The 22789-nt window shown below is 64.5% G+C and carries 18 protein-coding genes; 11 read left to right on the top strand and 7 right to left on the bottom strand.

Annotation, left to right across the window (positions count from 1 at the left end):
• Positions 1-31: 31 nt before the first annotated feature.
• A complete protein-coding gene (locus NKI64_RS03265; RefSeq protein WP_023749346.1) occupies positions 32-1213 on the bottom strand; it encodes an MFS transporter in 1182 nt (393 codons plus the stop codon).
• Between the two features lie 127 nt (positions 1214-1340).
• Here NKI64_RS03265 and NKI64_RS03260 point away from each other — a divergent pair, with 127 nt between their 5' ends.
• Positions 1341-2249 carry a LysR family transcriptional regulator gene (locus tag NKI64_RS03260; RefSeq protein ID WP_023736833.1) on the top strand — a complete coding sequence of 303 codons (909 nt, stop codon included), beginning with the start codon at positions 1341-1343 and terminating at the stop codon, positions 2247-2249.
• Between the two features lie 51 nt (positions 2250-2300).
• Here NKI64_RS03260 and NKI64_RS03255 read toward each other — a convergent pair whose 3' ends face one another.
• The 4 genes from NKI64_RS03255 to NKI64_RS03240 form a co-directional block, all read right to left on the bottom strand.
• Complete coding sequence (locus tag NKI64_RS03255; protein WP_023736834.1) at positions 2301-3350, bottom strand: aldo/keto reductase; 1050 nt, start codon at positions 3348-3350, stop codon at positions 2301-2303.
• A gap of 132 nt (positions 3351-3482) precedes the next feature.
• On the bottom strand, positions 3483-3884 hold the full coding sequence (locus NKI64_RS03250; protein WP_023728699.1) for a type II toxin-antitoxin system VapC family toxin: 402 nt from the start codon (positions 3882-3884) through the stop codon (positions 3483-3485).
• The gene (locus NKI64_RS03245) at positions 3884-4138 is read right to left on the bottom strand and encodes a type II toxin-antitoxin system Phd/YefM family antitoxin (RefSeq protein ID WP_023684084.1); all 255 of its coding nucleotides are present in this window, start codon (positions 4136-4138) and stop codon (positions 3884-3886) included. Before NKI64_RS03245 ends, NKI64_RS03250 begins: the two co-directional genes overlap by 1 nt.
• An 89-nt stretch (positions 4139-4227) precedes the next feature.
• Entirely contained in the window at positions 4228-4890 is a 663-nt protein-coding gene (locus NKI64_RS03240; RefSeq protein ID WP_023736835.1) for a YggS family pyridoxal phosphate-dependent enzyme, read from the bottom strand.
• Between the two features lie 148 nt (positions 4891-5038).
• Between NKI64_RS03240 and leuS the strand changes: the two genes are divergently transcribed.
• Positions 5039-7666: a leucine--tRNA ligase gene (leuS, locus tag NKI64_RS03235; RefSeq protein ID WP_352666468.1), complete on the top strand. Its 2628-nt coding sequence runs from the start codon at positions 5039-5041 to the stop codon at positions 7664-7666.
• Positions 7653-8249 (top strand): LPS assembly lipoprotein LptE, encoded by a 597-nt coding sequence (locus NKI64_RS03230; RefSeq protein WP_352666466.1) that lies wholly within the window; start codon positions 7653-7655, stop codon positions 8247-8249. Before leuS ends, NKI64_RS03230 begins: the two co-directional genes overlap by 14 nt.
• Before the next feature lie 83 nt (positions 8250-8332).
• On the opposite strand, the gene fsa is transcribed toward NKI64_RS03230, so the two are convergent.
• On the bottom strand, positions 8333-8989 hold the full coding sequence (gene fsa, locus NKI64_RS03225; protein ID WP_023688874.1) for a fructose-6-phosphate aldolase: 657 nt from the start codon (positions 8987-8989) through the stop codon (positions 8333-8335).
• A gap of 90 nt (positions 8990-9079) precedes the next feature.
• On the opposite strand from fsa, the gene NKI64_RS03220 reads away from it, so the two are divergent.
• The 4 genes from NKI64_RS03220 to NKI64_RS03205 all read left to right on the top strand — a co-directional run bounded on the left by NKI64_RS03220 (position 9080) and on the right by NKI64_RS03205 (position 15421).
• Positions 9080-11263 (top strand): primosomal protein N', encoded by a 2184-nt coding sequence (locus NKI64_RS03220; RefSeq protein ID WP_352666464.1) that lies wholly within the window; start codon positions 9080-9082, stop codon positions 11261-11263.
• Between the two features lie 280 nt (positions 11264-11543).
• Entirely contained in the window at positions 11544-13748 is a 2205-nt protein-coding gene (locus NKI64_RS03215) for a TonB-dependent receptor (RefSeq protein ID WP_352666462.1), read from the top strand.
• Positions 13749-13763: 15 nt separating this feature from the next.
• Positions 13764-14138 carry a hypothetical protein gene (locus NKI64_RS03210; RefSeq protein WP_155923829.1) on the top strand — a complete coding sequence of 125 codons (375 nt, stop codon included), beginning with the start codon at positions 13764-13766 and terminating at the stop codon, positions 14136-14138.
• Entirely contained in the window at positions 14135-15421 is a 1287-nt protein-coding gene (locus tag NKI64_RS03205; protein WP_352666460.1) for an MFS transporter, read from the top strand. Before NKI64_RS03210 ends, NKI64_RS03205 begins: the two co-directional genes overlap by 4 nt.
• A gap of 11 nt (positions 15422-15432) precedes the next feature.
• Here the strand turns inward: NKI64_RS03205 and NKI64_RS03200 are convergent, their stop codons facing one another.
• Positions 15433-16599 (bottom strand): MFS transporter, encoded by a 1167-nt coding sequence (locus NKI64_RS03200; protein WP_352666458.1) that lies wholly within the window; start codon positions 16597-16599, stop codon positions 15433-15435.
• A gap of 119 nt (positions 16600-16718) precedes the next feature.
• Here NKI64_RS03200 and NKI64_RS03195 point away from each other — a divergent pair, with 119 nt between their 5' ends.
• From NKI64_RS03195 to NKI64_RS03180, 4 genes are read left to right on the top strand one after another with little or no spacing between them, the layout of a single operon-like run.
• Positions 16719-18506, top strand: a complete 1788-nt coding sequence (locus NKI64_RS03195) for an IucA/IucC family protein (protein ID WP_352666456.1) — start codon at positions 16719-16721, stop codon at positions 18504-18506.
• Positions 18503-19567, top strand: a complete 1065-nt coding sequence (locus NKI64_RS03190; protein WP_023755520.1) for a GNAT family N-acetyltransferase — start codon at positions 18503-18505, stop codon at positions 19565-19567. Before NKI64_RS03195 ends, NKI64_RS03190 begins: the two co-directional genes overlap by 4 nt.
• Positions 19564-21384: an IucA/IucC family protein gene (locus tag NKI64_RS03185; protein WP_050588432.1), complete on the top strand. Its 1821-nt coding sequence runs from the start codon at positions 19564-19566 to the stop codon at positions 21382-21384. Before NKI64_RS03190 ends, NKI64_RS03185 begins: the two co-directional genes overlap by 4 nt.
• A complete protein-coding gene (locus NKI64_RS03180) occupies positions 21381-22715 on the top strand; it encodes a lysine N(6)-hydroxylase/L-ornithine N(5)-oxygenase family protein (protein WP_023726134.1) in 1335 nt (444 codons plus the stop codon). The genes NKI64_RS03185 and NKI64_RS03180 overlap by 4 nt, the downstream gene beginning before the upstream one ends.
• Positions 22716-22789: the final 74 nt, after the last annotated feature.

The following is a 22789-nucleotide window of genomic DNA, read 5'->3' as shown; positions in this document are numbered from 1 at the left end:
GATGATGTCGAAGAAGGATTGCGCGTGATGCTCATGACTGGGCGCAGACCGGCGCCCCGATTGTGGGGGCGCGATCGAGGCGCAGCGCCAGGGCAGCGACGCCAAGAGCCGCGACCGGCAGCAAAGCGGCGATCCAGGTTAGTGAGCCGAGGCCGAGGCCATGGGCAATCACCGCGCCGCCAAGCCAAGCGCCGGCGGCATTGCCGAGGTTGAAGGCGGCGATGTTGAAGGACGAGGCGAGGCTCTGGCCCGCGCCTTGCGCCTTTTCCAGCACCCACATCTGCAGCGGCGCCACGGTGGCGAAGGCGGCGGCACCAAGCAGGCCGACATAGATGACGGCCAGGATTTGGCTGTGGACGGCGAAGGTCATTGTGGCCAGCACCAACGCCAGCACCACGAGGCTGCCGAGCACCGCCGGCACCAACCAGCGGTCGGCGACCTTGCCGCCAAGCAGATTGCCGGCGATAAGACCGCCGCCGAAGACGAGCAGGATCGGCGACACGGCGGCTTCCCTGAAGCCGGTGATCTCGGTGAGCAGCGGGGCGATGTAGGTGAAGACGGCGAAGACGCCGGCGTAGCCGAGCACGGTGGTGGCGAGGCCGAGCAGCACCGGCGTGCGGCGCAGCACGGCGAGATCGGCGCGCAGGTTGGTCTTCTCGGGCGCCGTCTGGCTGCGTGGTACCAGAAGCAGGATCACTGCGAAGGCAGCGAGACCGACCAGAGCTACCGCCCAGAAGGTGGCGCGCCAGCCGAAGGTCTGGCCGAGCCAGGTGCCGAAGGGCACGCCGAGGATGTTGGCGATGGTCAGGCCGGTGAACATCAGCGCGATCGCCGAGGCTTTCTTGTTGGGTGCGACCAGGCCGGTGGCAACCACCGAGCCGACGCCAAAGAAAGTGCCATGGGCAAGGGCGGTGATGATGCGGGCGCCCATCAGCGTCCAGTAGTCGGGGGCGATCGCACAGGCGAGGTTGCCGAGCGTGAAGATCGCCATAAGGGCCAGAAGGACGGTCTTGCGGGGCCAGTTGCCGGTGGCGATGGTCAAAAGCGGCGCGCCGATGACGACGCCCAACGCGTAGCCCGAAATCAACTGGCCGGCGGCCGAGATCGAGACTCCGAGATCTTTGCTGACATCGATCAGCAGCCCCATGATGACGAATTCGGTGACACCGATGCCGAAGGCGCCGGCAGCGAGGGCGTAGAGAGCAAGAGGCATGGCGGTTTCCAGTTCGAACTCGAATGAGCGCGCTGTCCAGACCCGCGCCCCGACCGCAGAGATCGTGTTGCCATGCCTTGTGAACCAGACTTGCTTTGGGCATATTTCCTGTGAAATAGATTCACAAATGGCCAGACCCGATATCAACCGTTCCGGCGAGATCGAAGTGTTCGTCCGCGTCGTCGAGGCGAGCAGCTTCTCGGCTGCGGCTCGTTCGCTGCGTATGACACCGTCGGCGGTGAGCAAGCTGATCGCGCGACTGGAGGCAAGGCTCGGCGCGCGGCTGGTCACCCGCTCCACGCGCAAGCTGCAGCTGACGCCGGAAGGGACGGCGTTCTATGACAGCGGGGTGCGCATCCTGGCCGATATGGCGGCGGCCGAGCGCGAGGCGGCCGTGGGTGCCGCGCCGCGCGGACGGCTGCGCGTCAACTCCTATGTGCCCTTCGGGGTGCATCGGCTGATCCCGCTGCTGCCTGAGTTCCTCGAACGCTATCCCGAGATTTCGGTCGATCTGGTGCTTACCGACAGCGTCATCGATCTGATGGCTGAACGTGCCGACGTCGCCATCCGCGCCGGGCCGCTCGGCGAATCGCGGCTGGTGGCGCGCAAGCTCGGGCAAACCCGGATGACAGTCGTTGCCGCACCGTCCTATCTCAAGACGCATGGCACGCCGCTGATGCCGGCCGATCTCGACCGGCACAATCGCATGGCTTTCGGCTTTGTCCGGCATGTCGATAGCTGGTCGTTTGTCGATGCAACCGGGAACGCCGTCATGGTGCCGATCACCGGAAACACGCTGGTCGGCGATGGCGAGTCGATGCGGCTGATGGCTGTTGGCGGCGCCGGCATCGCCCGGCTGGCGCACTGGCATGTGGCCGATGACATCGCGGCGGGCCGGCTGACGGCGCTGCTGGAGGATTTCAATCCGGGCGACGAGGAGCCCACCCACGCCGTCTATGTCGGCCAGGGCCGGCATTTGCCCGCACGGGTGCGGGCGTTTCTCGACTTTCTGGTCGAGAGCGTGCGGATGAGCTGAAAAGACGTTGGGGAGCCAGATGACCCCCCAAGCATCAGGCGACAGCGATGACTACTTCTTCGGGGCGAACGGAGCCGGGCGACGGCCGGCGCCCTGGCGCTCCAGCATCCAGCCGGGATATTCGGCCGGCAGCGCACTGACTTCGTCCAGTTTGGCAAGATCGTCGGCGTCGAGCTTCAGCTCGGCCGCGGCAAGGTTCTGCTCGAGCTGCTCCATGCGGCTGGCGCCGATGATGACGCTCATGACGAAAGGTTTGGCCAGGACATAACCGAGCGCGACCGTAGCGACGCTGACATCGTGCTTTTTGGCGATGTCGCGCATGACTGCGACGGCTGCCCAGGCGCGGTCCTCATTGACCGGCGGGAAGTTGAAGGCGGCGCGGCGGCCTTCGCCATTGCCGGGCGCGCCCGGTCCGTACTTGCCGGACAGCAGGCCACCGGCCATCGGCGACCAGACCATGAGGCCGAGCTTCTCCTCGTTGATCAGCGGCACGATCTCGCGCTCGAGGTCGCGGCCGGCGATCGAATAATAGGACTGGATGGTCTCGAAGCGGGAAAATCCCTTGCGCTCGGCTATGCCGAGGGCCTTAGAGATGCGCCAAGCCGCCCAGTTGGAGACGCCGACATAGCGGACCTTACCGCTGGCAACGAGATCGTCGAGCGCCCGCAGCGTCTCGTCGATGGGGGTCACCGTGTCGGTGCCGTGCAGCTGGTAAAGATCGATATGGTCGAGCTGCAGCCGCTCCAGGCTGCCCTCGACCGAATCCATGATGTGGCCGCGCGAAGAGCCGCGCTCGTTCGGGCCCTGGCCCATGGCGCCATGCACCTTGGTGGCAATGACGACGTCTGAGCGCTTGACGCCAAGATCCTTGAGCGACTGGCCAAGCAGGCGTTCGGACTGGCCGAATGAATAGACGTCGGCCGTGTCGAAGAAATTGACGCCGGCGGCGACGGAACGGGCAACGATGTCGTTGACGCCCTTCTGGTCGAGGCTGGCGATCAGGCCCCATTGGGCATTCTCGCCGGCGGCGCCGAAGGTCATGGTGCCGAGGCACAGTTCGGAGACGAACATCCCCGTATTTCCGAGTTGATTGTAGCGCATGGTGGCTCCAGCAGATTGGTGATGACTCCAAGCAAATAGGAACGGCGCGTTTCGTTTCCAGTCGTGGCGCAATGATGGGCCGGCTCTGGCTCAACCTGTGGCCGACCCCAACACCGGATCAACACAGGCGGGTCAGGCTTCCCAAGGGTTGAACATTGTGACGCCAGTATCGTCGAAATCGGCGACGTTGCGTGTGACCAGTATGAGGTCGTGGAAGAGCGCCGTCGCGGCTATAAGCCCATCTGCGTCGCCGCGCGTGCGGATCGCGGAGATGCGACCCCATTGGGCAGCGATGCTCTCGTCTATGCCGAGAATTCGGTTTTCGTAGCTGTGGCGCAGACCGTGGAACCACGCTGCTAAATGGTTTGCAGTGTCGGGGTCGTTTCGCCGCTTCATTTCGATTCCGCGTGCGATTTCACCGAGCGTGATGACGCTTAGAAACAGAGACTGGCGCTCTTGCTTGATTATCCAATCCGCCACTGGCCCCTCTCGCTTTCGCGCACCCGACACGACGTTCGTGTCCAGAAGAAACATCAGAGGTCCACGTCTCTGCCGGGCCCCTTGGAGCGGCGATTGACCTCTTCGACGAAGTCGTCGTCCCACTCGGGACCGGAAAGAAGGTATTCCGCAAGTGAGGGCTTAGAGCCGACGAGCCTTTCGTATTCTTCAGCGGCCAACACGACAGCAGCGGGCTTTCCACGCAAGGTGATGGTCTGCGGGCCCTTTTCACGAGCCTGCTGAACCAGCTTCGAGAGATTGTTTTTTGCGTCCTGCAGATGCCAGTTCATGGAAGATACCTAGCTAGCTTGGCTAGATATAGCATCGCTGCAGCGATGCAGCAACAAATGCTACTGTTAGGGCCGCGAGATCACCGAGGTTATCGGCCGCCAAAAATCGCCGAGCCGACGCGGACGCTGGTGGCGCCGAAGGCTATGGCGGTCTCGAAGTCGCCAGACATGCCCATCGACAGTTTTGCCACGCCGGCCTCCATGCCGAGCTTTTCCAGCAGGGCGAAATGCGGGCCGGGGTTTTCGTCGGCCGGCGGGATGCACATCAGGCCTTCGATGGCGAGGCCATGGACATCGCGGCAGCGGGCGACGAAGGCGACGGCGTCGCGCGGCTCGATGCCGGCCTTTTGCGGCTCCGAGCCGGTATTGACCTGGACGTAGAGTTTCGGCGTGCGGCCCTGGCGCACGATTTCCTTGGCGAGTTCGGCGGCGATCTTTTCGCGGTCGACGGTCTCGATGACGTCGGCGAGAGCTACGGCTTCCCTCGCCTTGTTCGACTGCAGCGGGCCGATCAGATGCAGTTCGATATCAGGGAATTCCGCTTTCAAGGCCGGCCATTTGCCTTGCGCTTCCTGCACGCGGTTTTCGCCGAAGACGCGCTGGCCAGCCTCGATGACCGGGCGGATGACGTCGGCCTCAAAAGTCTTCGACACCGCAACCAGCGTCACCGAACCGGCGTCGCGGCCGGCCTCGCGCTCGGCGGCAGCGATCCTCGTCTTGACGGCGAAAAACTGTTCGACGGCGCTGGCCATGTCCATATCCTGCCTGTCTTTAATCGTCTTGGCCGGCTCGCCGCAGTTGACGGGTCCGGCAATCCATGGTGAACACCGCGACGACATTTACCTTGGCCACCGGGCCTTGTCCGGCGGTCTGCGCCTGCTTTTAAGTGAAAATCATCCGATGGCAACCGAACGATACAATCCGCGCGCGTCAGAGCCCAAATGGCAGAAGGCCTGGGCCGAAAAGAAGCTGTTCGAAGCGCATAACAACGATCCAAAGCCGAAATACTACGTGCTGGAGATGTTCCCCTATCCCTCGGGGAAGATCCATATCGGCCACACCCGCAACTACACGATGGGCGATGTGGTGGCGCGCTACAAGCGGGCCAAGGGTTTCAACGTGCTGCATCCGATGGGCTGGGACGCGTTCGGCATGCCGGCCGAGAATGCCGCGATGCAGAACAAGGTCCATCCCAAGGAATGGACCTACGCCAACATCGCTGCCATGCGCGAGCAGCTCAAGATGATGGGCCTGTCGCTGGACTGGTCGCGTGAATTCGCCACCTGCGACGTCGACTATTACCACCGCCAGCAGATGCTGTTCCTCGATTTCGTCGAGAAGGGGCTGGTGACGCGCAAATCCTCCAAGGTCAACTGGGATCCGGAGGACATGACGGTGCTCGCCAACGAGCAGGTCATCGATGGGCGCGGCTGGCGTTCGGGCGCGCTGGTCGAACAGCGCGAGCTGACGCAATGGTTCTTCAAGATCACCGACTATGCGCAGGACCTGCTGGATTCCCTGAATGGTCTCGGCGAGTGGCCGGAAAAGGTCAAGCTGATGCAGCAGAACTGGATCGGCCGCTCGGAAGGGCTGCTGATCCGCTGGCCGCTAGCAGAGCCTGTTGGCGACACGAACGAGCTGGAAGTCTACACGACCAGGCCCGACACCATCTTCGGCGCCTCCTTCATGGCGGTCGCCGCCGACCATCCGCTGGCCAGGAAGGCCGCGGAGAGCAATGTCGAACTGGCCAAGTTCATTGACGAAATCAGACATATGGGCACCTCGGTGGCCGCACTTGAAACGGCGGAGAAAAAGGGCTTCGACACCGGCATCCGCGTCGTGCATCCGTTCGACGACACGTGGACGCTGCCGGTCTTTGTCGCCAATTTCGTGCTGATGGAATACGGCACCGGCGCCATATTCGGCTGCCCGTCCGGCGATCAGCGCGACCTCGACTTCGCCAACAAATACGGCCTGCCGGTCATCCCGGTGGTGATGCCGGAAGATGGTGACGCAAAGACTTTCCAGGTCACGGAAGAGGCCTATGTCGACGACGGCGTGATGATCAATTCACGTTTCCTCGATGGCATGAAGCCGGATCAGGCATTCGACGAAGTCGCAAAACTGCTGGAGCAGAAGGCCATCGGCGGCCGGCCGATGGCCGAGCGCAAGGTGAACTTCCGCCTGCGCGATTGGGGCATTTCGCGCCAGCGCTACTGGGGCTGCCCGATCCCGATGATCCATTGCGAGGATTGCGGCGTGGTGCCGGTGCCGAAGGCCGACCTGCCGGTCAAGCTGCCCGACGACATCGAATTCGACCGTCCCGGCAATCCGCTCGACCGTCATCCGACCTGGCGGCATGTCAAATGCCCGCAATGCGGCAAGGATGCGCGACGCGAGACCGACACGATGGACACGTTCGTCGATTCGTCGTGGTATTTCGCGCGCTTCACCGCGCCCTGGGCCAACGAGCCGACGGAGCCGAAGGCTGCCGATGACTGGCTGGCCGTCGACCAGTATATTGGCGGCATCGAGCACGCGATCCTCCATCTGCTCTATTCGCGCTTCTTCACCCGCGCCATGCGCGCGACCGGGCATCTCGACCTGGCCGAGCCGTTCAAGGGCCTGTTCACGCAAGGCATGGTGGTGCATGAGACCTACCGCGTCGGCGGTGCGTCGAACAATGGCCGCTGGCTGTCGCCGGCTGAGGTCAGGATCGAGGATGTCGGCGGCAAGCGCCGCGCCATCGAGATCGCCACCGGCGAAGAGGCGGCGATCGGCTCACTCGAAAAGATGTCGAAGTCGAAGAAGAATACGGTAAGCCCGGAAGACATCACCGACGGCTACGGCGCCGACACCGCACGCTGGTTCATGCTGTCGGATTCGCCGCCCGAGCGCGACGTCGAATGGACGGACGATGGCGCCGCCGGCGCACATCGCTTCATCCAGCGTGTCTGGCGCCTGGTGTCCATTGCCGCCGAGACGCTTGACGGCGCCAAGCCGCAGGCGGCGCCGGAGGGCGAGGCGGGGGCCGTTTCCAAGGCCGCGCACAAGATCCTGAAGGCCATCGGCGAGGATATCGAGAAGCTCGGCTTCAACCGCGCGATCGCGCGCATCTACGAACTGGCCAATGCGCTGACCACGCCGCTCAACGACGTCGCCGAGGGCAAGGCCGACGCCGCGCTCAAAGGCGCCTGCCGCGAGGCGGTGGAGATCCTGGTGCATGTCGTCGCGCCGGTCATGCCGCATCTGGCTGAAGAGTGCTGGCACACGCTCGGTGGCACCGATCTGGTCGCCGAACGGCCATGGCCGGTCTACGACCCGGCGCTGGTGGTCGACAACGAGGTTGTGCTGCCGGTCCAGGTCAACGGCAAGATGCGCGGCTATTTGACAATTGCCCGCGACGCGGACCAAGGTGCGATCGAAAAAGCGGTTCTGGCTCTCGACTTCGTGCAGAAAGCGCTGGAAGGTAAGGCGCCCCGCAAGGTGATCATCGTGCCGCAGAGGATCGTCAATGTCGTTGTTTGACTTCAGAAGGATGGGGCCTGATCTGGAAAAGACGGCGCGTTTGCTGCGCCGCGCAGCGCTGTACGGCATGGTCGCTTCGATGGCGCTGGTTTCGGCCTGCACGGTCAGGCCGCTCTATTCCAGCGCGCCGTTGACGGCCGGTTCGACGCTCAGCGCTTCGGCGGAACTGGCGTCGGTCGCGGTCAAGCCGGTCAAGACCCGTTACGCCCAGCAGGTCCGCAACAATCTGATATTTGCCTTTGGTCAAGGCGCCGGCGAGCCGCCGGCGCCGGTATACATGCTCGATCTCGGCGTCACCGAACTGGTCGAATCGGCCGCGGTGGTGCAGATCCAGACCGACGAAGACGAGCCGACGGCGGGCACTGTGACACTGACCGCAAGCTATGTGCTGACCGATGCCAGGACCGGCGTGGTGATCGCCACCGGCAAGCGGTCGATCCCATCATCCTTCGACAAGCCGACGCAGGAGTTCGCTTCCTACCGGGCGCAGCTCGACGCTGAGAACCGCGCCGCGCGTGAACTGGCTGAAATGGTGAGCCTGTCCGTCGCCCAGGACTTGGTCAGGCACGGCAAGAAAGCCTGAGCATTCCCTGGCGCTGCCAACTCGACTTTAGCAGTCCGCAATAAAAAGGCCGGTTTCCCGGCCTTTTTGTATCGAACCCGATCTCAGCCGATCTTCTGGCCGGTCTTGGCCCAGTCGGCAGCGAACTGATCCAGGCCCTTGTCGGTCAACGGGTGCTTGACCAGCGCCTTCAGCGTCGCGGCCGGCGCGGTAACGACATCGGCGCCGATCAGGGCTGCCTGCTTGACGTGGTTCACGGTGCGAACCGAAGCGACGAGGATCTCGGTGTCGAAATCGTAATTGTCGTAGATCTGCCGGATCTCCTGGATCAGTTCCATGCCGTCCGCGCCGGTATCGTCGACGCGGCCGACGAAGGGCGAGATGAACGAGGCGCCGGCCTTGGCCGCCAGCAGCGCCTGGTTGGCCGAGAAGCACAGCGTTACATTGACCATGCGGTTCATCTCGGTGCGGATCGTCTTGCAGGCGCGCAGGCCGTCGAGCGTCAGCGGCACCTTGATGCAGACATTGTCGGCGATCTTGGCCAGGATGTTGGCCTCGGCCATCATGTCCTTGTATTCGACCGCAACAACCTCGGCCGAAACCGGGCCCTTGACGATGTCGCAGATCTGCTTGGTGACCTCGGCGATCTTGCCGCCGGATTTCAGGATCAGCGAGGGATTGGTGGTCACGCCGTCGAGCAGCCCCAGGTCGTTCAGTTCCTTGATGTCCTTGATGTCAGCGGTGTCGACAAAAAATTTCATGGGGGTCTCCTGAAAGATTTCCATGTGCATGCCATGCACATTCGGGGTTGCCCTTTGATCTAGACCAAAGTCGGGGCAAGGTCACGCCCGATGATCGAAGATTCGCCCTTTGTCGCAGCCGCGCCGGTGCTGGTGCCGATGCCCGCCGAACGGCCCTACACCTACGCTGTGCCCGCCGGCATGCGCGTGGTGCCGGGCTCGATCGTGCGCGTGCCGCTCGGTCCGCGCCAGGTTGCCGGCATCGTCTGGGATGGTGCGGTCGAGAATATCGACGCCAAAAAGCTGCGCCCGATCGAACAGGTCTTCGACTGCCCGCCGATCGACCGCGGCATGCGCCGCTTTGTCGACTGGCTGGCGCAGTACACGCTGTCGCCGCCCGGCATGGTGGCGCGCATGCTGTTGCGCGCGCCGGAGGCGTTCGATCCCGAACCATGGATCGAGGGCCTGCAGCGGACCCTCGTCATGCCCGACCGGATGACGGATGCCAGGACGCGCGTGCTGGAGACGGCGGAAGGGGGGCTTGCCTGGACGCGATCCGGCCTGGCGCACGCGGCGGGCGTGTCGTCGACGGTGGTCGAGGGGCTCAAGGCGCAAGGCGTGTTCGAGACGGTGATGATCCCGCCTCGACCGGTGGTCGCCGCGCCCGATCCCTCCTACGCCATGCCGGAGCTGATGCCGGACCAGGCAGACGCGGCCGCCATGCTGCGCGCCAATGTCACGGCCGCTGCTTTCAACGTCACGCTGCTCGACGGCGTCACCGGTTCAGGCAAGACGGAAGTTTATTTCGAGGCGGTGGCGGCAGCCCTCGACCAGGGCAAGCAGGTGTTGATCCTTTTGCCGGAGATCGCGCTGACGCATGCCTTCCTCGAACGCTTCCAGCAGCGCTTCGGCGCCAAGCCGGCGGAATGGCATTCCGACCTGCCGCCCCGAATGCGCGAAAAGGTCTGGCGACAGGTGGCGGAAGGCGGCGTGCGCGTCGTCGCCGGCGCACGCTCGGCGCTGTTCCTGCCGTTCCGCGAGCTCGGGCTGATCGTCGTCGACGAGGAGCACGACCCTGCCTACAAGCAGGAGGACCGCGTCTTCTACAATGCCCGCGACATGGCGGTGGTGCGCGGCCATATCAGCGGCTTCCCGGTGGTGCTGGCGTCGGCGACGCCATCGGTCGAAAGCCGGGTCAATGCGCAGCAGGGCCGCTACAGCAGGGCGGTGCTGTCGGCGCGCTTTGCCGAAGCCGCGCTTCCCGATCTCAAGACGATCGACATGCGGCGCGCGCCGCCGGCCCGCGGCGGCTTTCTGTCGCCGCTGCTGATCGACCAGATGCAACGTACGCTGGAGAAGAAGGAGCAGTCGCTGCTGTTCCTCAACCGGCGCGGCTATGCGCCGCTGACGCTGTGCCGCGTCTGCGGCCACCGCTTCGGCTGCCCGGTTTGTTCGGCCTGGCTGGTCGAGCACCGCTTTCGCGGCCAACTCGTCTGCCATCATTGCGGGCACAATGAGAAGCGGCCGGAGGCTTGTCCGGAATGCGGCACGCTCGACCATCTGGTCGCCTGCGGGCCTGGCGTCGAGCGGATAGCTGAAGAAGTCGTGGCGCATTTCCCCGACGCGCGCACGATCGTCCTGTCGTCCGATTTGATGGGTGGAGTGCGCCGGCTGCGTCTGGAGCTCGAGGCCATTGCCAATGGCGAGGCCGACATCGTCATCGGCACGCAGCTGGTCGCCAAGGGCCATAACTTTCCCAACATGACGCTGGTCGGCGTCGTCGATGCCGATCTCGGCCTCGCCAATGGCGATCCGCGCGCCGCCGAACGGACCTTCCAATTGCTCAGCCAGGTGACTGGACGCGCCGGCCGCACCGGCAAGAAGAGCCTCGGCCTGCTGCAGACTTTCCAGCCGGACCATCCGGTGATGCGGGCGATCGTCTCGGGCGATGCCGAGGCCTTTTACGAACGCGAGATCACTGAGCGCGAACGGGCAGCCCTGCCGCCCTTCGGCAGGCTTGCCGGCGTCATCGTCAGTGCGGTGACGCGGGCCGAGGCCGAAGGCCACGCGCGCGGCCTGCGCCGTGCAGCACCCCAGGCCAGCGACCTGTTCGTGCTCGGCCCGGCCGAGGCGCCGCTGTCGCTGCTTGGTGGGCGCCATCGTTTCCGCTTGCTGATCCAGGGTGAAAAGCGCGCCGACATCCAAGGCTTCATCCGCACCATGCTGGCCGAAGGGCCGAAGCAGCGCGGCTCGGTTCGCGTGCAGGTCGACATCGATCCGCAGAGCTTCTTGTAAGCACAAAGGCTGACGACGCCGCCGGCTGCCCTATGCCGTTTTGTCAAGAAAGCTCAACATCTTAGCGCCGGCTAAAATGCGCGCCGTTCATGTACCCGGCTCCCATCCGTTCGCTGACTAATCCTGATTTGAAAAGCCACAAAATAAATGTTGACTCGTTTTATCATGAATTATAACTGGGCCTTTCCGCTCTGGCGCTGGGGACCAGGGCATAGATGGGGACAGCATGCGCAGATTTTTCAGTACGCTTCTTTGGTCATCGGCTTTGGGTTCGTCGATTATGGCAGGCGCGGCATTTGCCCAGGAAGCCGCTCCGACGGACCAGCAGGGAGCCACCGTGCTCGATCAGATACTGGTCACCGGCCGCAATGAAAGGTCGATTTCCAGCGTCGCTCAGTCTGTCCAGGTCGTGGAACAGGAACAGGTCGAGGAAGCCGCGCAGGAAAATATCGACGCCGCGACCCTGATCAGCCGCATCGTCCCCGGCTACGCGCCACGCAACCAGACCATTTCCGGCGCTTCGGAAACCTTCCGCGGGCGCAGTCTTCTCATCATGGTCGACGGTGTGCCGCGCAACACACCGCTGCGGGACGTCTCACGCATCCTGTCGATGATCGACCTGAATTCGGTCGAGCGCATCGAAGTCATCAATGGCGCGTCCAGCCTTTATGGCGCCGGCGCCACCGGCGGCACGATCAACTTCATCACCAAGCGCGGCGACAGCGACAAGCCGAAGGTGACGGTGCGCACCGGCGTCACCGCCTTCACCGAAAACCCCGGCAAGTCGGCCGGGTCAAGCACCAGTGTCTCGGTCGAGGGCAAGAAAGGCGATTTCGACTATTTCTTCTCGGCGTCCGGTGATCTGTCGCGCCGCACCTATGACGGCCACGGCAACGAGATGGCTTCGGACGCCATGCTTGGGCAAGGCGGCGGCGACCGCACCGGCACGGGCAATCTCTTCGGCGTGGCCGGCTACCAGTTCGATTCCAGGCGCTTCGAGGCCAGCGTCGACTGGACCTATGCCAACCAGAAGCCGGACTGGTTCACCGATTACACGACCAATCCCGTCTCCCCGGATTTCGGCGATCCCTATGAAGGCAAGCCGCTGAAGGAAGATTCGAAATATCTGACCGCCAAATACACCGACAGCGACTTCGCGCTCGGAAACCTCGAGGTCAAGGCGTTCTACAACGACATCTTCAAGCAGTCGCCCTTTACCAAATTCTCGGCCGTCAACAGCCAGGTGTATTTACCGACGAACCCGACGCGGCCGGTGATCCTGCCGCCGGGTACGGACCCGACCGCCGACTTCAACCAGACGGCGCTGCAATCGCGGCGCAGCGGCGTCAACCTGACCGTCAACACGCCGATGGACTTTATCACTCAGGGCAGCACGCTGACCTGGGGCGCCGACTACGTCTTCGATGCCACCGATCAGCAGCTGACCAACGGTCAGGACGCCATCTCGCCCACGACCCAGAACTCGGTCGCCTTGTTTGCGCAGGGCGAAATTCCGGTGACGGATCGCTTTCGCATCAGCGGCGGCGCGCGCTACGACCAGTTTTATCTCAACGTTGAAGACTTCACCCGGCCTGCCGCTGCCGTTCTGCTAGGCCGGAACATTATCGGCCTGCCGGCGATCCAGGTGACCGGCGGCTCGTTCGACTACGACGCCGTCACCTTCAACGCCGGCGCCGTCTACGATCTGACCGAAAGGATGCAGCTTTTCGGCAATTTCTCGCAAGGCTACAGCCTGACCGACATTGGCGGCTTCACCCGCCGGGCCGGGTTGAACTCCAACGCCGAAACCTGCGACGCCTATGGCACCGCCATCCGGCCGCTGCTGCCGTGCACCAACGCGCCGGATTACGCGATCAGCTATGCCGATATCGCGCCTGAACCCCAGCTGGTGAACACCTGGGAAGCCGGTCTGCGCGGCGATTGGGGCGACTATCGCGGCGGCGTCAGCACCTATCTGTCGACCTCGGACAACGGCGTCAGCTACGACATCGTCAACAACCGGGTATCGCAGCAGAAGGAACGTATCTGGGGCGTCGAAGCCAATCTCGAGGCAGACCTCAGCGGCATGTTCACGCTGGGCGGATCGGTCGGCTATGTCGAAGGCAAATACGACGCGGATCGCGACGGCCACATCGAAGCGAACGAGTATCTGCCGAACAACCGTGTCCCCTCGACCTACAAGGGCCTGGTCTATCTCACCACCCGTTTCGAGAACGAGCTGACCCTGCGCAGCGAGTTGGAGCTGTTTTCCGGACGCGACCGCATCGCCACCCAGGAACTGGACGGTGCAGCACTGGTCAATCTCGCCGTCTCGAAGACGTTCGGCAATGAAAGCGTGCTGAACCTTGCCGTGCGCAATGTGTTCGACACCTACTACATCAACCCTTCCGCATCGGCGACCCGCGGCGCCGACGTTCCGGGTCTGGGACGTTCGGTTGCGTTGTCCTACCAGATCACATTCTGAGGGGCGGCGGTGGCGGTGTCTCTCCAACGAAACGGTGCATTGGTCTCGCTGCTGGCAGAAGCGCCAGCCGATCCGGCGGATGGCGCGCGCTATATCGAGGCGCTCGGCCGCCTTTCGCAGGAACGGGAGCCGTTCGTGCTCCTGGTCGATATCCGCATCGAGATCGCGCTGAGCGACGCCCAGCGCAAGGCGCAAAACCTCTGGTACAAGGCGGAACGCGAGCAGCTCGAAAAAGCCTGCCGCGCCTGTGCGCTGGTGCGCCCCGCCGCCGACGAGAACATGCAGCGCGTCTGGCAAAGCCTGTTCGGCTTTCCAGTGCTCGTCACCCGCAGCCGGGCGGAGGCCGGCGCCTTCCTGAACGGTTACGCACCGAAGGACTATGTCAAATGAGCGCCGACGCAGACCGGCCGGCGCCCGCCGGGCTTTCGCGCCTGCGGCTTTTCGTCGTTCTCGCCTGCCTTTATCTGGCGCAGGCCATCCCGAGCTATCTGTTTGCCGCGGCGATCCCGCCGATCCTGCGCGAGCAAGGCGTGTCGCGCACCGCCATCGGCATGATGGCGCTGCTGATGCTGCCGCTGGTGCTGAAATTCCTATGGGCGCCGCTGGTCGACCGCTTTCGGCCAATGGCCCGCGCCCATCGCGCCGGCTGGGTCATCATCACCCAGATCGGCGTCATCGCCGGCATCGCCGCCATGCTTTGGATCGAGCCGACCGATGTCGCCGGTATCTTTGCCGTCGGCCTTGTCGTGAGCCTGTTGATGTCGACCCAGGACATCGCCACCGACGGCTACGCGGCCAAATATCTCGACCCGAAGGACAGGCCGATCGGCAATGCGATCCAGGGCGGCGCCGTCGCGCTCGGCGTCGTTCTCGGCGGCACGCTCGGCCTGTTGGCTTATCATCATGCCGGCTGGCAAACCATGGTGGCCATGGTGGCCGCGCTGTCCATCATCCCGCTGGTCGCCGCCTTCGCCATGCGCGAGACCGATCCCGTCGCCAGCGCGCTGCAGGCGGCCATCGACCGCCCCTCGATCATGCGTTTCCTGCGCCGGCCCGAGGCACGCCAGATCCTGTGGATCGCGCTCATCTACCGTGCCAGCGAGGGGCTGGTGAAGTCGATGGAAGGCTCCTATCTCGTCGATGCCGGCGTGCCGCTCGACATCATCGGTTATCTCTCGGGGGGTGCTGCGCTCACCGTCGGGCTTGGCGGCTCGGCGTTGGCGGCGTGGCTGCTGCACAAGCGCGGCGCCGCCTCGGTGCTGGGCCTGCTCGGCGCGCTGCGCACCATCTGCTTCCTGATCTTCGCGCTGCATGCTTTCGGCACTATTGCCGGCTTTTGGCCGATCTTCGGCGCCTCGTTCCTGCAGACGCTGGTGCGCTACATGGAGATCGTGGCGCTCTACAGCCTGTTCATGTCCGTCACGTCGTCGGACCAACCCGGCACCGATTTCACCATCCTGTCCTGCGCCCAGCTTATCGTCTATCTCGTCGGCTCCATGCTGGCCGGCCGCCTCGCCGACATGCTCGGCTACTCCGCGTTGTTCACCCTGGCGACAGTGCTGTCGGGCATCGCCGTGGTGGCGACCTATCGCATGCTGAATGCCCATTTCGCCGATGCCGCAAAAGCCCAGCCGGGTACTCCGATGCGGCCGCTGCCGGAGGTCGCCGAATGAGCGCGGTTTGGCTAGTGCTTGCGAACCATGGCAGCGAGACAGGCAGCGGCCAGCGCCAGCGCCGCGCAGCCGGCCAGCGGCGCAAAGGGCCAGAGCGTGAAGGCGAAGCCGCCGGCCAATGCGCCGATGCTCTGGCCGAGCACATGGGTGCTGGTGAGCCAGCCGGCCGCCGCGCCCTGCTCGCCGGGCTCCAGGCGCTTCATCAGCCAGGCGGTGTAGCCGGGTGTCGCCAGGGCAATGCCGGCCGCCGCCACCACCAGAGACGCTGCCGAGGCAACATGGCTGGCCGTGACGGCCAGCGCCGTCATGCCGACGCAAACCATGAGACAGCCGACGATGACGCTGTTGCGCTCCGCCAGCCGCAGGCGCGCCATGAGCAGTCCCTGGACCAGAACCATGACGACGGCGACCAGCATCAGGGCCAGGCCGGTCAACGTCGTGGCCTGCGTCGCACCAAGGCCAAAACGCTGCTGGGTCATCGGGCCGAGCATCATCTGCACCTGTCCGAAGCCGAGCGTCAGGCACAAGCCCATCGCCAGGCAAGGCAGAGCGCGGCGATCGAAGGGCGATATTCCTCGGCCGACGTCGGCCGCCCTGCCGTCGGTCCGTCCGCCGGCTTCCCCTTTGCCCCGCGCGAGCCACAGCAACAGCGGGCTGAACAGGAACAGGATGGGCGGCAGCAGCGGCGACAGGACGGCAGCCGTTGCCGCCAGCGCGCCGGCCAGCCGCCCCATGCTGACGCCGGCGCCAAGCAGTCCCAGCGCGGCCTGTCGCCTGTCATCGGCAACCGAGCGGCTGGCCCAGACCTGCGCCGTCGGCATGACGCCGGACGCGGCAAAACCGTACACGGTTCGCGAAAGCATCAGCAAAGCGATGCCCAGCGCGGCTCCCGTGCCGGCTATCAGCAGAATGGCGAACACCGCCTGGCCGGCCAGCATGGCGAGGCCGAGCAAGCGCAGCAGCCTGGCATGGCCAAGCCGCTCGCCCATGCGACCCCACAGCGGCGAGCCGACCAGAAAGGCCGCCGCGCCGACAGCAGTTGCCGCGCCGATGGCAAACGTGTCGAGCCTCAGCCGCTCCATCACCAGGGGAACGAGCGATACGAAGGCCGACTGGCCGAAGCCGATTGCCGAGACCGCGGTTGCCAGGCGGCGCAGAAGCGAAGATCGATTTTTCATACGGGTCGTCACAAGACCAAGCTTATTTCTTGTTCAGAATAGATAATCAACAGAAATGTTTAAAGACGACAACGTATAAATGCAATGCATGCAGTTATTGGGATTTATGGGGGATGCACATGGAACAAGTAAAACCAGAATCTTTCTCTGCATTAAGCCCGTTACTCAATGCGTTGCTGCGGGAATGGGATAGCTGGGAATTCGTCGACGCCAGGCAAACCGGGCTGTTTCGGCCGCAGGCAGCCGTGCTGCGTCTGAATTTCCCTGCCTCGCGCGCGGCGGTGCTCGTCGAGGCGCGGCATCGCTCGAAGGTTGGTTACCACGATTTAGCGATGCCGCTCTGGCGCCTCGATATTAGTAACGAGGGGGCCGATGGCGAAGCGACCGAGATCGACCTTTTCAGCCTTTTGGCGCTGATCCTGGCGGATCCCGACATTGCCGGCCGGGCGACAGCGAAAAGCCGACTGACCTTCCTGCGCCGCAGCCTGGCCAGCATCGCCGCAATCGCTGACGCGACTGCGGCGCGTGGATCGTCGCGGCCCTTCTCCGAAGGCGATCCTGATTTCATCGATGCCGAAAGCGCCCTGCGCTTCGGCCATGCCGTGCATCCGGCGCCGATGAGTCGCGAAGAGTTCACGCACACGGATTCCGCGCGCTTCGGGCATGAATACTGCAATGCGTTCAAACTGCGCTGGTGGGCCGTCGACCCGACCATCCTCACTGGAGGCAGCGTCGAGCCGCTAGATGTCACCGAGATGGTCCGCGGGCTTGCCGCCAGCGATCCGCAGCTGCTTGCTCGGGCTGGCAAGCAACAGGGCAAGGTTCTCGTTCCGATGCATCCGTGGCAGGCCGTACGGCTCATGCTGGAAGACCGCGTCGAGCGCCTGTTTCGCGCCGGTCGTATCGTCGATGTTGGGCTCGGCGGACCAGCGTGGCGGGCCACGACCTCGCTGCGCACGGTTCATTCGTCTGAAGCCGAGTGGATGCTGAAATTCTCGCTCAGCCTGCGCCTGACCAATTCCAGGCGCATCGTCGAGGAGCATGAGTGCCGGCGCGGCCTTTCGGTGCACCGGCTGGTCAAGGGCAAGCTCGGCTATGCCTTGCAGCGGCGCTGCCCGACCATGACGGTGCTGGGTGAGCCCGCCTGGTTCTGCCTGCGTGACGAAGACGGCCGGCTGATGACGGATACCATCGTCTCGTTTCGCGAAAATCCGTTTCGCGGCACGGGCAATCCGCCGGCTGCCGTTCTCGGCGCGCTTTGCGAGCGCCATCCCGGCCGTACCGAAAGCCATCTGTCCGACCTGGTCCACCGTATCGCCCGCGACGAGAAGCGACCTGTCGAGGAAACGGCGCGTTTGTGGTTCGAGCGTTTCCTTCATGCCGCCATCGAGCCGTTTATCGTTGCCTTCTCGGAATTCGGCCTGCTGTTCGGCGCCCATCAGCAAAACCTCGTCGTCGGCCTCGCCGGCGGCTGGCCGAATGCGCTCTATTTTCGCGACTGCCAGGGCACCGGTTATGTCGAGGAATTCCTGCCCAGGCTGCGCGAATTCGCGCCCGAGGCTGGTCAGGCGGGCGATCATGTCTTCCCAGCGGAAGCGGCCGCGAAGCTGTTCGGCTACTATCTGGTCGTCAATGGCGCTTTCGCCGCCGTCGCAGCCCTTGCCGCCGCTGGCCTCACCAACGAAGACGATCTGCTGGCGATATTCCGCCGCTCGCTCGAGCGGCTGGCCGCCACGCCGATGGCTGACCGGTCCTGCGTCGACTATTTGCTCAACGCGCCGACGCTCGCCGCCAAGGGCAATTTCCTGATCGCGCTGCGCGACATCAATGAGAACACCGAGGTGACCGATCCGCTGGCCGGTTACGTCGAGCTTCCCAACCCCCTGCATGTGAGAGAATACGCATGAACATCGAGGCTGCGAAAAACTGGTCACCCGCCACCGTCGCCGGCAACGAAGGATGGCAGCATCTGGCCTCGGCCGCGGAGCCGCTCGCCATTTGTGCCGGCGATGGCCATGTCAGCCTGGTCAACGCTGAGGGAACAGCGGTGGGACAGGCCCGCATCTCCATCGCGGATGGCCGCCTGCTCATCGACGATGTCGCGTTCATTGGCGGCCGCCTCGACCAACCGCAAATCCTGGCAGGTCTCGTCGACGCCGCGCTGCGCCTGCATCCTTCCTTCGACTGCGCCTTCCTGCCGGCGGCCAAGACGCTGTGGCCGGTTTCGGCGCTGGCCACCGAGACGGCCGCAGGCGAACCGGAGCGCGCCGTCATTCATCGCTCGGTCCTGCGCCAGCTGCCGCTGCTGTGGCGCAGCCAGGCCTCGCATGTCACCTATCCGGCATTGACGACCGCTATCGGCCCGGAAGACCGGCTGCCGCCATTGCGCCAACCGCGCCCCTGCGGCCCGATGTACGAACGCTGGATTCCGGAAATCGGCCTCACCGTGTCGCTGCGGCCGATCGACCGCCGGACCGATCTCGACCTCTTCCATCGCTGGATGAACGATGGCCGCGTCGCCTTCTTCTGGGAACTTGCCCAGAGCCATGAGGATCTCGACAAATATCTCGCCGAGCAGGAAAGCGATCCGCATATTTTCGGCGTCATCGCCAGCTTCGACGGCGAGCCGACCGGCTATTTCGAGTTCTACTGGGCCAAGGAGGACCGGCTCGGGCCCTATTATGAGCCGCACGACTGGGACCGCGGCTGGCATGGGCTGATCGGCAATATGCGCCATCTCGGCCGGCCGAAGACGCTGTCACTGTTCCGCTCCGTCACCCACTATCTGTTCCTCGACGAGCCGCGCACGCAGCGCGTCGTCGGCGAGCCACGCGCCGCGCACCAGAAGATGCTGAGCTATTGCGCCGGCGCCGCCTACGACAAAGTCAAGGAGTTCGACTTCCCGCACAAGCGCGCGGCGCTGGTCTGCTGCGAACGCGAGCGCTTCTTCCGCGAGGTGCCGCTGTGACGGTGCAGCAACCGATTGCCAAAGCGGGGGAGGCGACACGCTGGGCCGCGATCAACCGCGACGCCGTCGCCAAGGCCATTTCCGAACTGACCTTCGAGGAGTGCCTGTCGCCGCGCGAGCTTTCGCCCGGCCGATGGGAGCTGACGCCCGGCCCCGGCGTGACCTATCGCTTTGCCGCGACGCGGCGCCTGTGGGGCCAGATCGCCGTCCGTCCGGAGACGCTGACTCGCGACGCCGGCATCGAGCTGCCGGTCGACGATGCGGTCGCCTTCTTCGCCGACGCGCGCGAGACGCTCGGCATGTCGCCGGCAACATTCTGCACCTATGCGAAGGAGCTTTACAACACGCTGATGGCCGACATGCGGATCGCCAAGGCACGCGGCAATCGACCGGCCGCCGATCTAGCCGCGCTGCCGGATACCGAGTTGCAGGCATTGCTCGACGGCCATCCGAAGGCCCCTGCCAACAAGGGACGGCTTGGCTGGGGACGGGACGACTTCGAGCGCTACGCGCCAGAATCGGCCACCGCATTCCAGCTCTTCTGGCTTGCCGCCGCCAGCGATCGCTGCCTGCTGGCGCTTGACTGCGGGCTCGACGAAGAGGCGCTGCTGCAGGCCGCACTCGGCGACTACGAGCGCGCAAGGCTCGAAGCGGCTTTCAGCGCCGCCGGGATCTCGCGATCGACGCATAGGCTGCTGCCGGTCCACCCCTGGCAGTGGCAGGCGATGATCGCCTCGCAATATGGTAGCGAGATCGCCGCCGGCCGGCTGGTGCCGCTTGGCCAGTTCGGCGATCCGTTCCTGCCCTTGCAGTCGCTGCGCACGCTTGCCAATGTGGCACGGCCCGAGGCGCTGCACGTCAAGCTGCCGCTGACCGTCCTCAACACCTCAGCGTGGCGCGGCGTGCCGGGCAAATACATGGCGATCGGCGCCGATCTGTCGCGCTGGCTGGCCACGGTGGCGGCCGCGGACCCGGTGCTCAAGGACGTCAAGGTGCTGAGGGAAGTCGCCGGCGCCTTCTATCCGCACCCGCACTACACCGGCGTTGAAGGCGCGCCCTACCAATTTTGCGAGATGCTGGGCGCCATCTGGCGCGAAAGCCCCGAAAAGGATCTGCCGGCGGGCCAGCGGCCGATGATGATGGGCGCCCTGCCGCAGCGCGACGCGCATGGCAGGCCGATCGCCAGCGCCTTGATCGAGCAATCCGGCCTTGGTCCGGAGGCATGGCTCGATCGCCTGTTCTCCACGGCCTTCGTGCCGCTCTACCACTTCATGTGTCGTTACGGCGTCGGCTTCATCGCCCATGGCCAGAACGTCACCATCATCCTCGATGGCGCGACGCCCGTCGGCGTGGCGGTCAAGGACTTTCAGGGCGACCTCGATCTCGTCGACCAGCCGTTTCCCGAACTGGCCGACCTCGACGGAAAAATCCTGTCGACGCTGAAGCGCCGGCCGCCGGCGCATCTTCTCCAGCATTTGCAGACCGGCCACATCGTCAGCGTCCTGCGCTTCCTGTCCGAGGCGCTGGCCGCCTGGGACCGCTTCGACGAGAGGATTTTCTATGCCATCCTCGCCGGCGCCATCCGGCGCTACCAGGCGCAGAACCCTGAACTGGCGGAACGGTTCGCGCTTTTCGATCTGTTTGCGCCCAAGATTCCGCGCATCGCCATCAACAAGGTGCGGTTCGCGATCGGGTACGGCGACAGCGGCGAACGCCCTCTGCCTGACCTCGGCACACCGCTCGACAATCCGCTTAACCCCGAGTCAGCCCGGCGATCTCCCATCAGCCCAGCCAGCTCCACAAGGAGTTCGCCATGACCCATACGCTTGACCTCGCCGGCATCGGCATCGGGCCGTTCAACCTCAGCCTCGCCGCCCATCTCGATGCGGTGGACGGCGTCGACGCGCGCTTCTTCGACAGGGCGACGCGGCTCGAATGGCACCCGGGCATGATGCTGCCGGGCGTCGAACTGCAGACATCCTTCCTCAAGGATCTCGTCACCGCGACGCATCCGACCAGCCCATGGTCGTTCATGTCCTATCTGGTCGCGCAGAAGCGGTTCTATGAATTCCTCAACGCGGATTTCTCAGCCATCCCGCGGCCGGAATTCGCCCGCTATCTCGGATGGGTCGGCGAGAACTTGTCTTCGCTGCGCTTCGCCAGCGCCGTCGACCGGATCGACTTCGACGGAACGAATTTCAGGCTGCGTATCGGCCGCGAGCAGGTGAACGCGCGCAATCTCGCCATTGCCGTCGGGCTGGTGCCCAACATCCCCGCCTGGGCGCGGGCGGCGGCCTCCGATCAATGCTTCCACAACGCCCAGGCCGCCAACCGCCTCGATCGCCTGAGCGGACAGCGTGTCGCCGTGATCGGCGGTGGCCAGAGCGGCGCCGAAGTGCTTCTGCATCTGATCTCCTCCGACCGCTTCGCCGGCCGCGAAATCGAGTGGATCTCGATGCGGCCGAATTTCCTGCCACTGGACGACTCGCCTTTCACCGACGAACTCTTCACGCCGGGCTATGTCGAAAGCTTCCATCGGCTGCCGCAAGGGCGGCGTGAGACGATCCTGGAACAGCAACTGCTTGCCGGTGACGGCGCATCGACGAGCACACTGAAGGCGATCTATCGCCAGCTTTACACGCTGCGGCACCTCTCGGAGGAAACGACGGCGGTCAACATGACGCCGCACCGCGAAGTGCTGAACGTGACGCGGGAAGGCAGCGAATACCGGCTGATCATGCGCAACGGCTTCGACGGCGCCATCGAGACGCGCACCGTCGATGCGGTGGTTCTGGCCACCGGCTATGCCTTTGCCATTCCTGATTGCATGGCGCCGCTCATGAACAGGATCGCGCTGGACGAGCGCGGTCATTACAGGCTCAACGCCAGCTTCGAGGTCGAATGGGACGGGCCCGACGACCGCCGGATCTACGCGCTCAATGCCGGCCGGCTCAGCCATGGCATAGCCGAGCCGCAGCTCAGCCTGATGGCTTGGCGCAGCGCCAAGATCGTCAATTCGCTGCTCGGGCGGGCACAGTTCGATCTCGATCTGCCCGATCCGCCGGTTGCCTGGAGTTCAAGGCACACGACACAAAGCCTGCATCATCTCGGCGCCAATGCGAGGATGACCGAATCGGGCGCGCGGTGATGTTTGTGGAGGCGGGCCGAAGAGCGTGGTACGGCGCGCGTTAAGGTTGACATCGACCCGTAAAGCTTTTCTGT

The sequence above is a fragment of the Mesorhizobium sp. M0478 genome, from assembly GCF_040321305.1.
Classification (GTDB): domain Bacteria; phylum Pseudomonadota; class Alphaproteobacteria; order Rhizobiales; family Rhizobiaceae; genus Mesorhizobium.
Note: the sequence above shows the minus strand (reverse complement) of the source record. Positions and strands in the feature narration are given on the sequence as shown.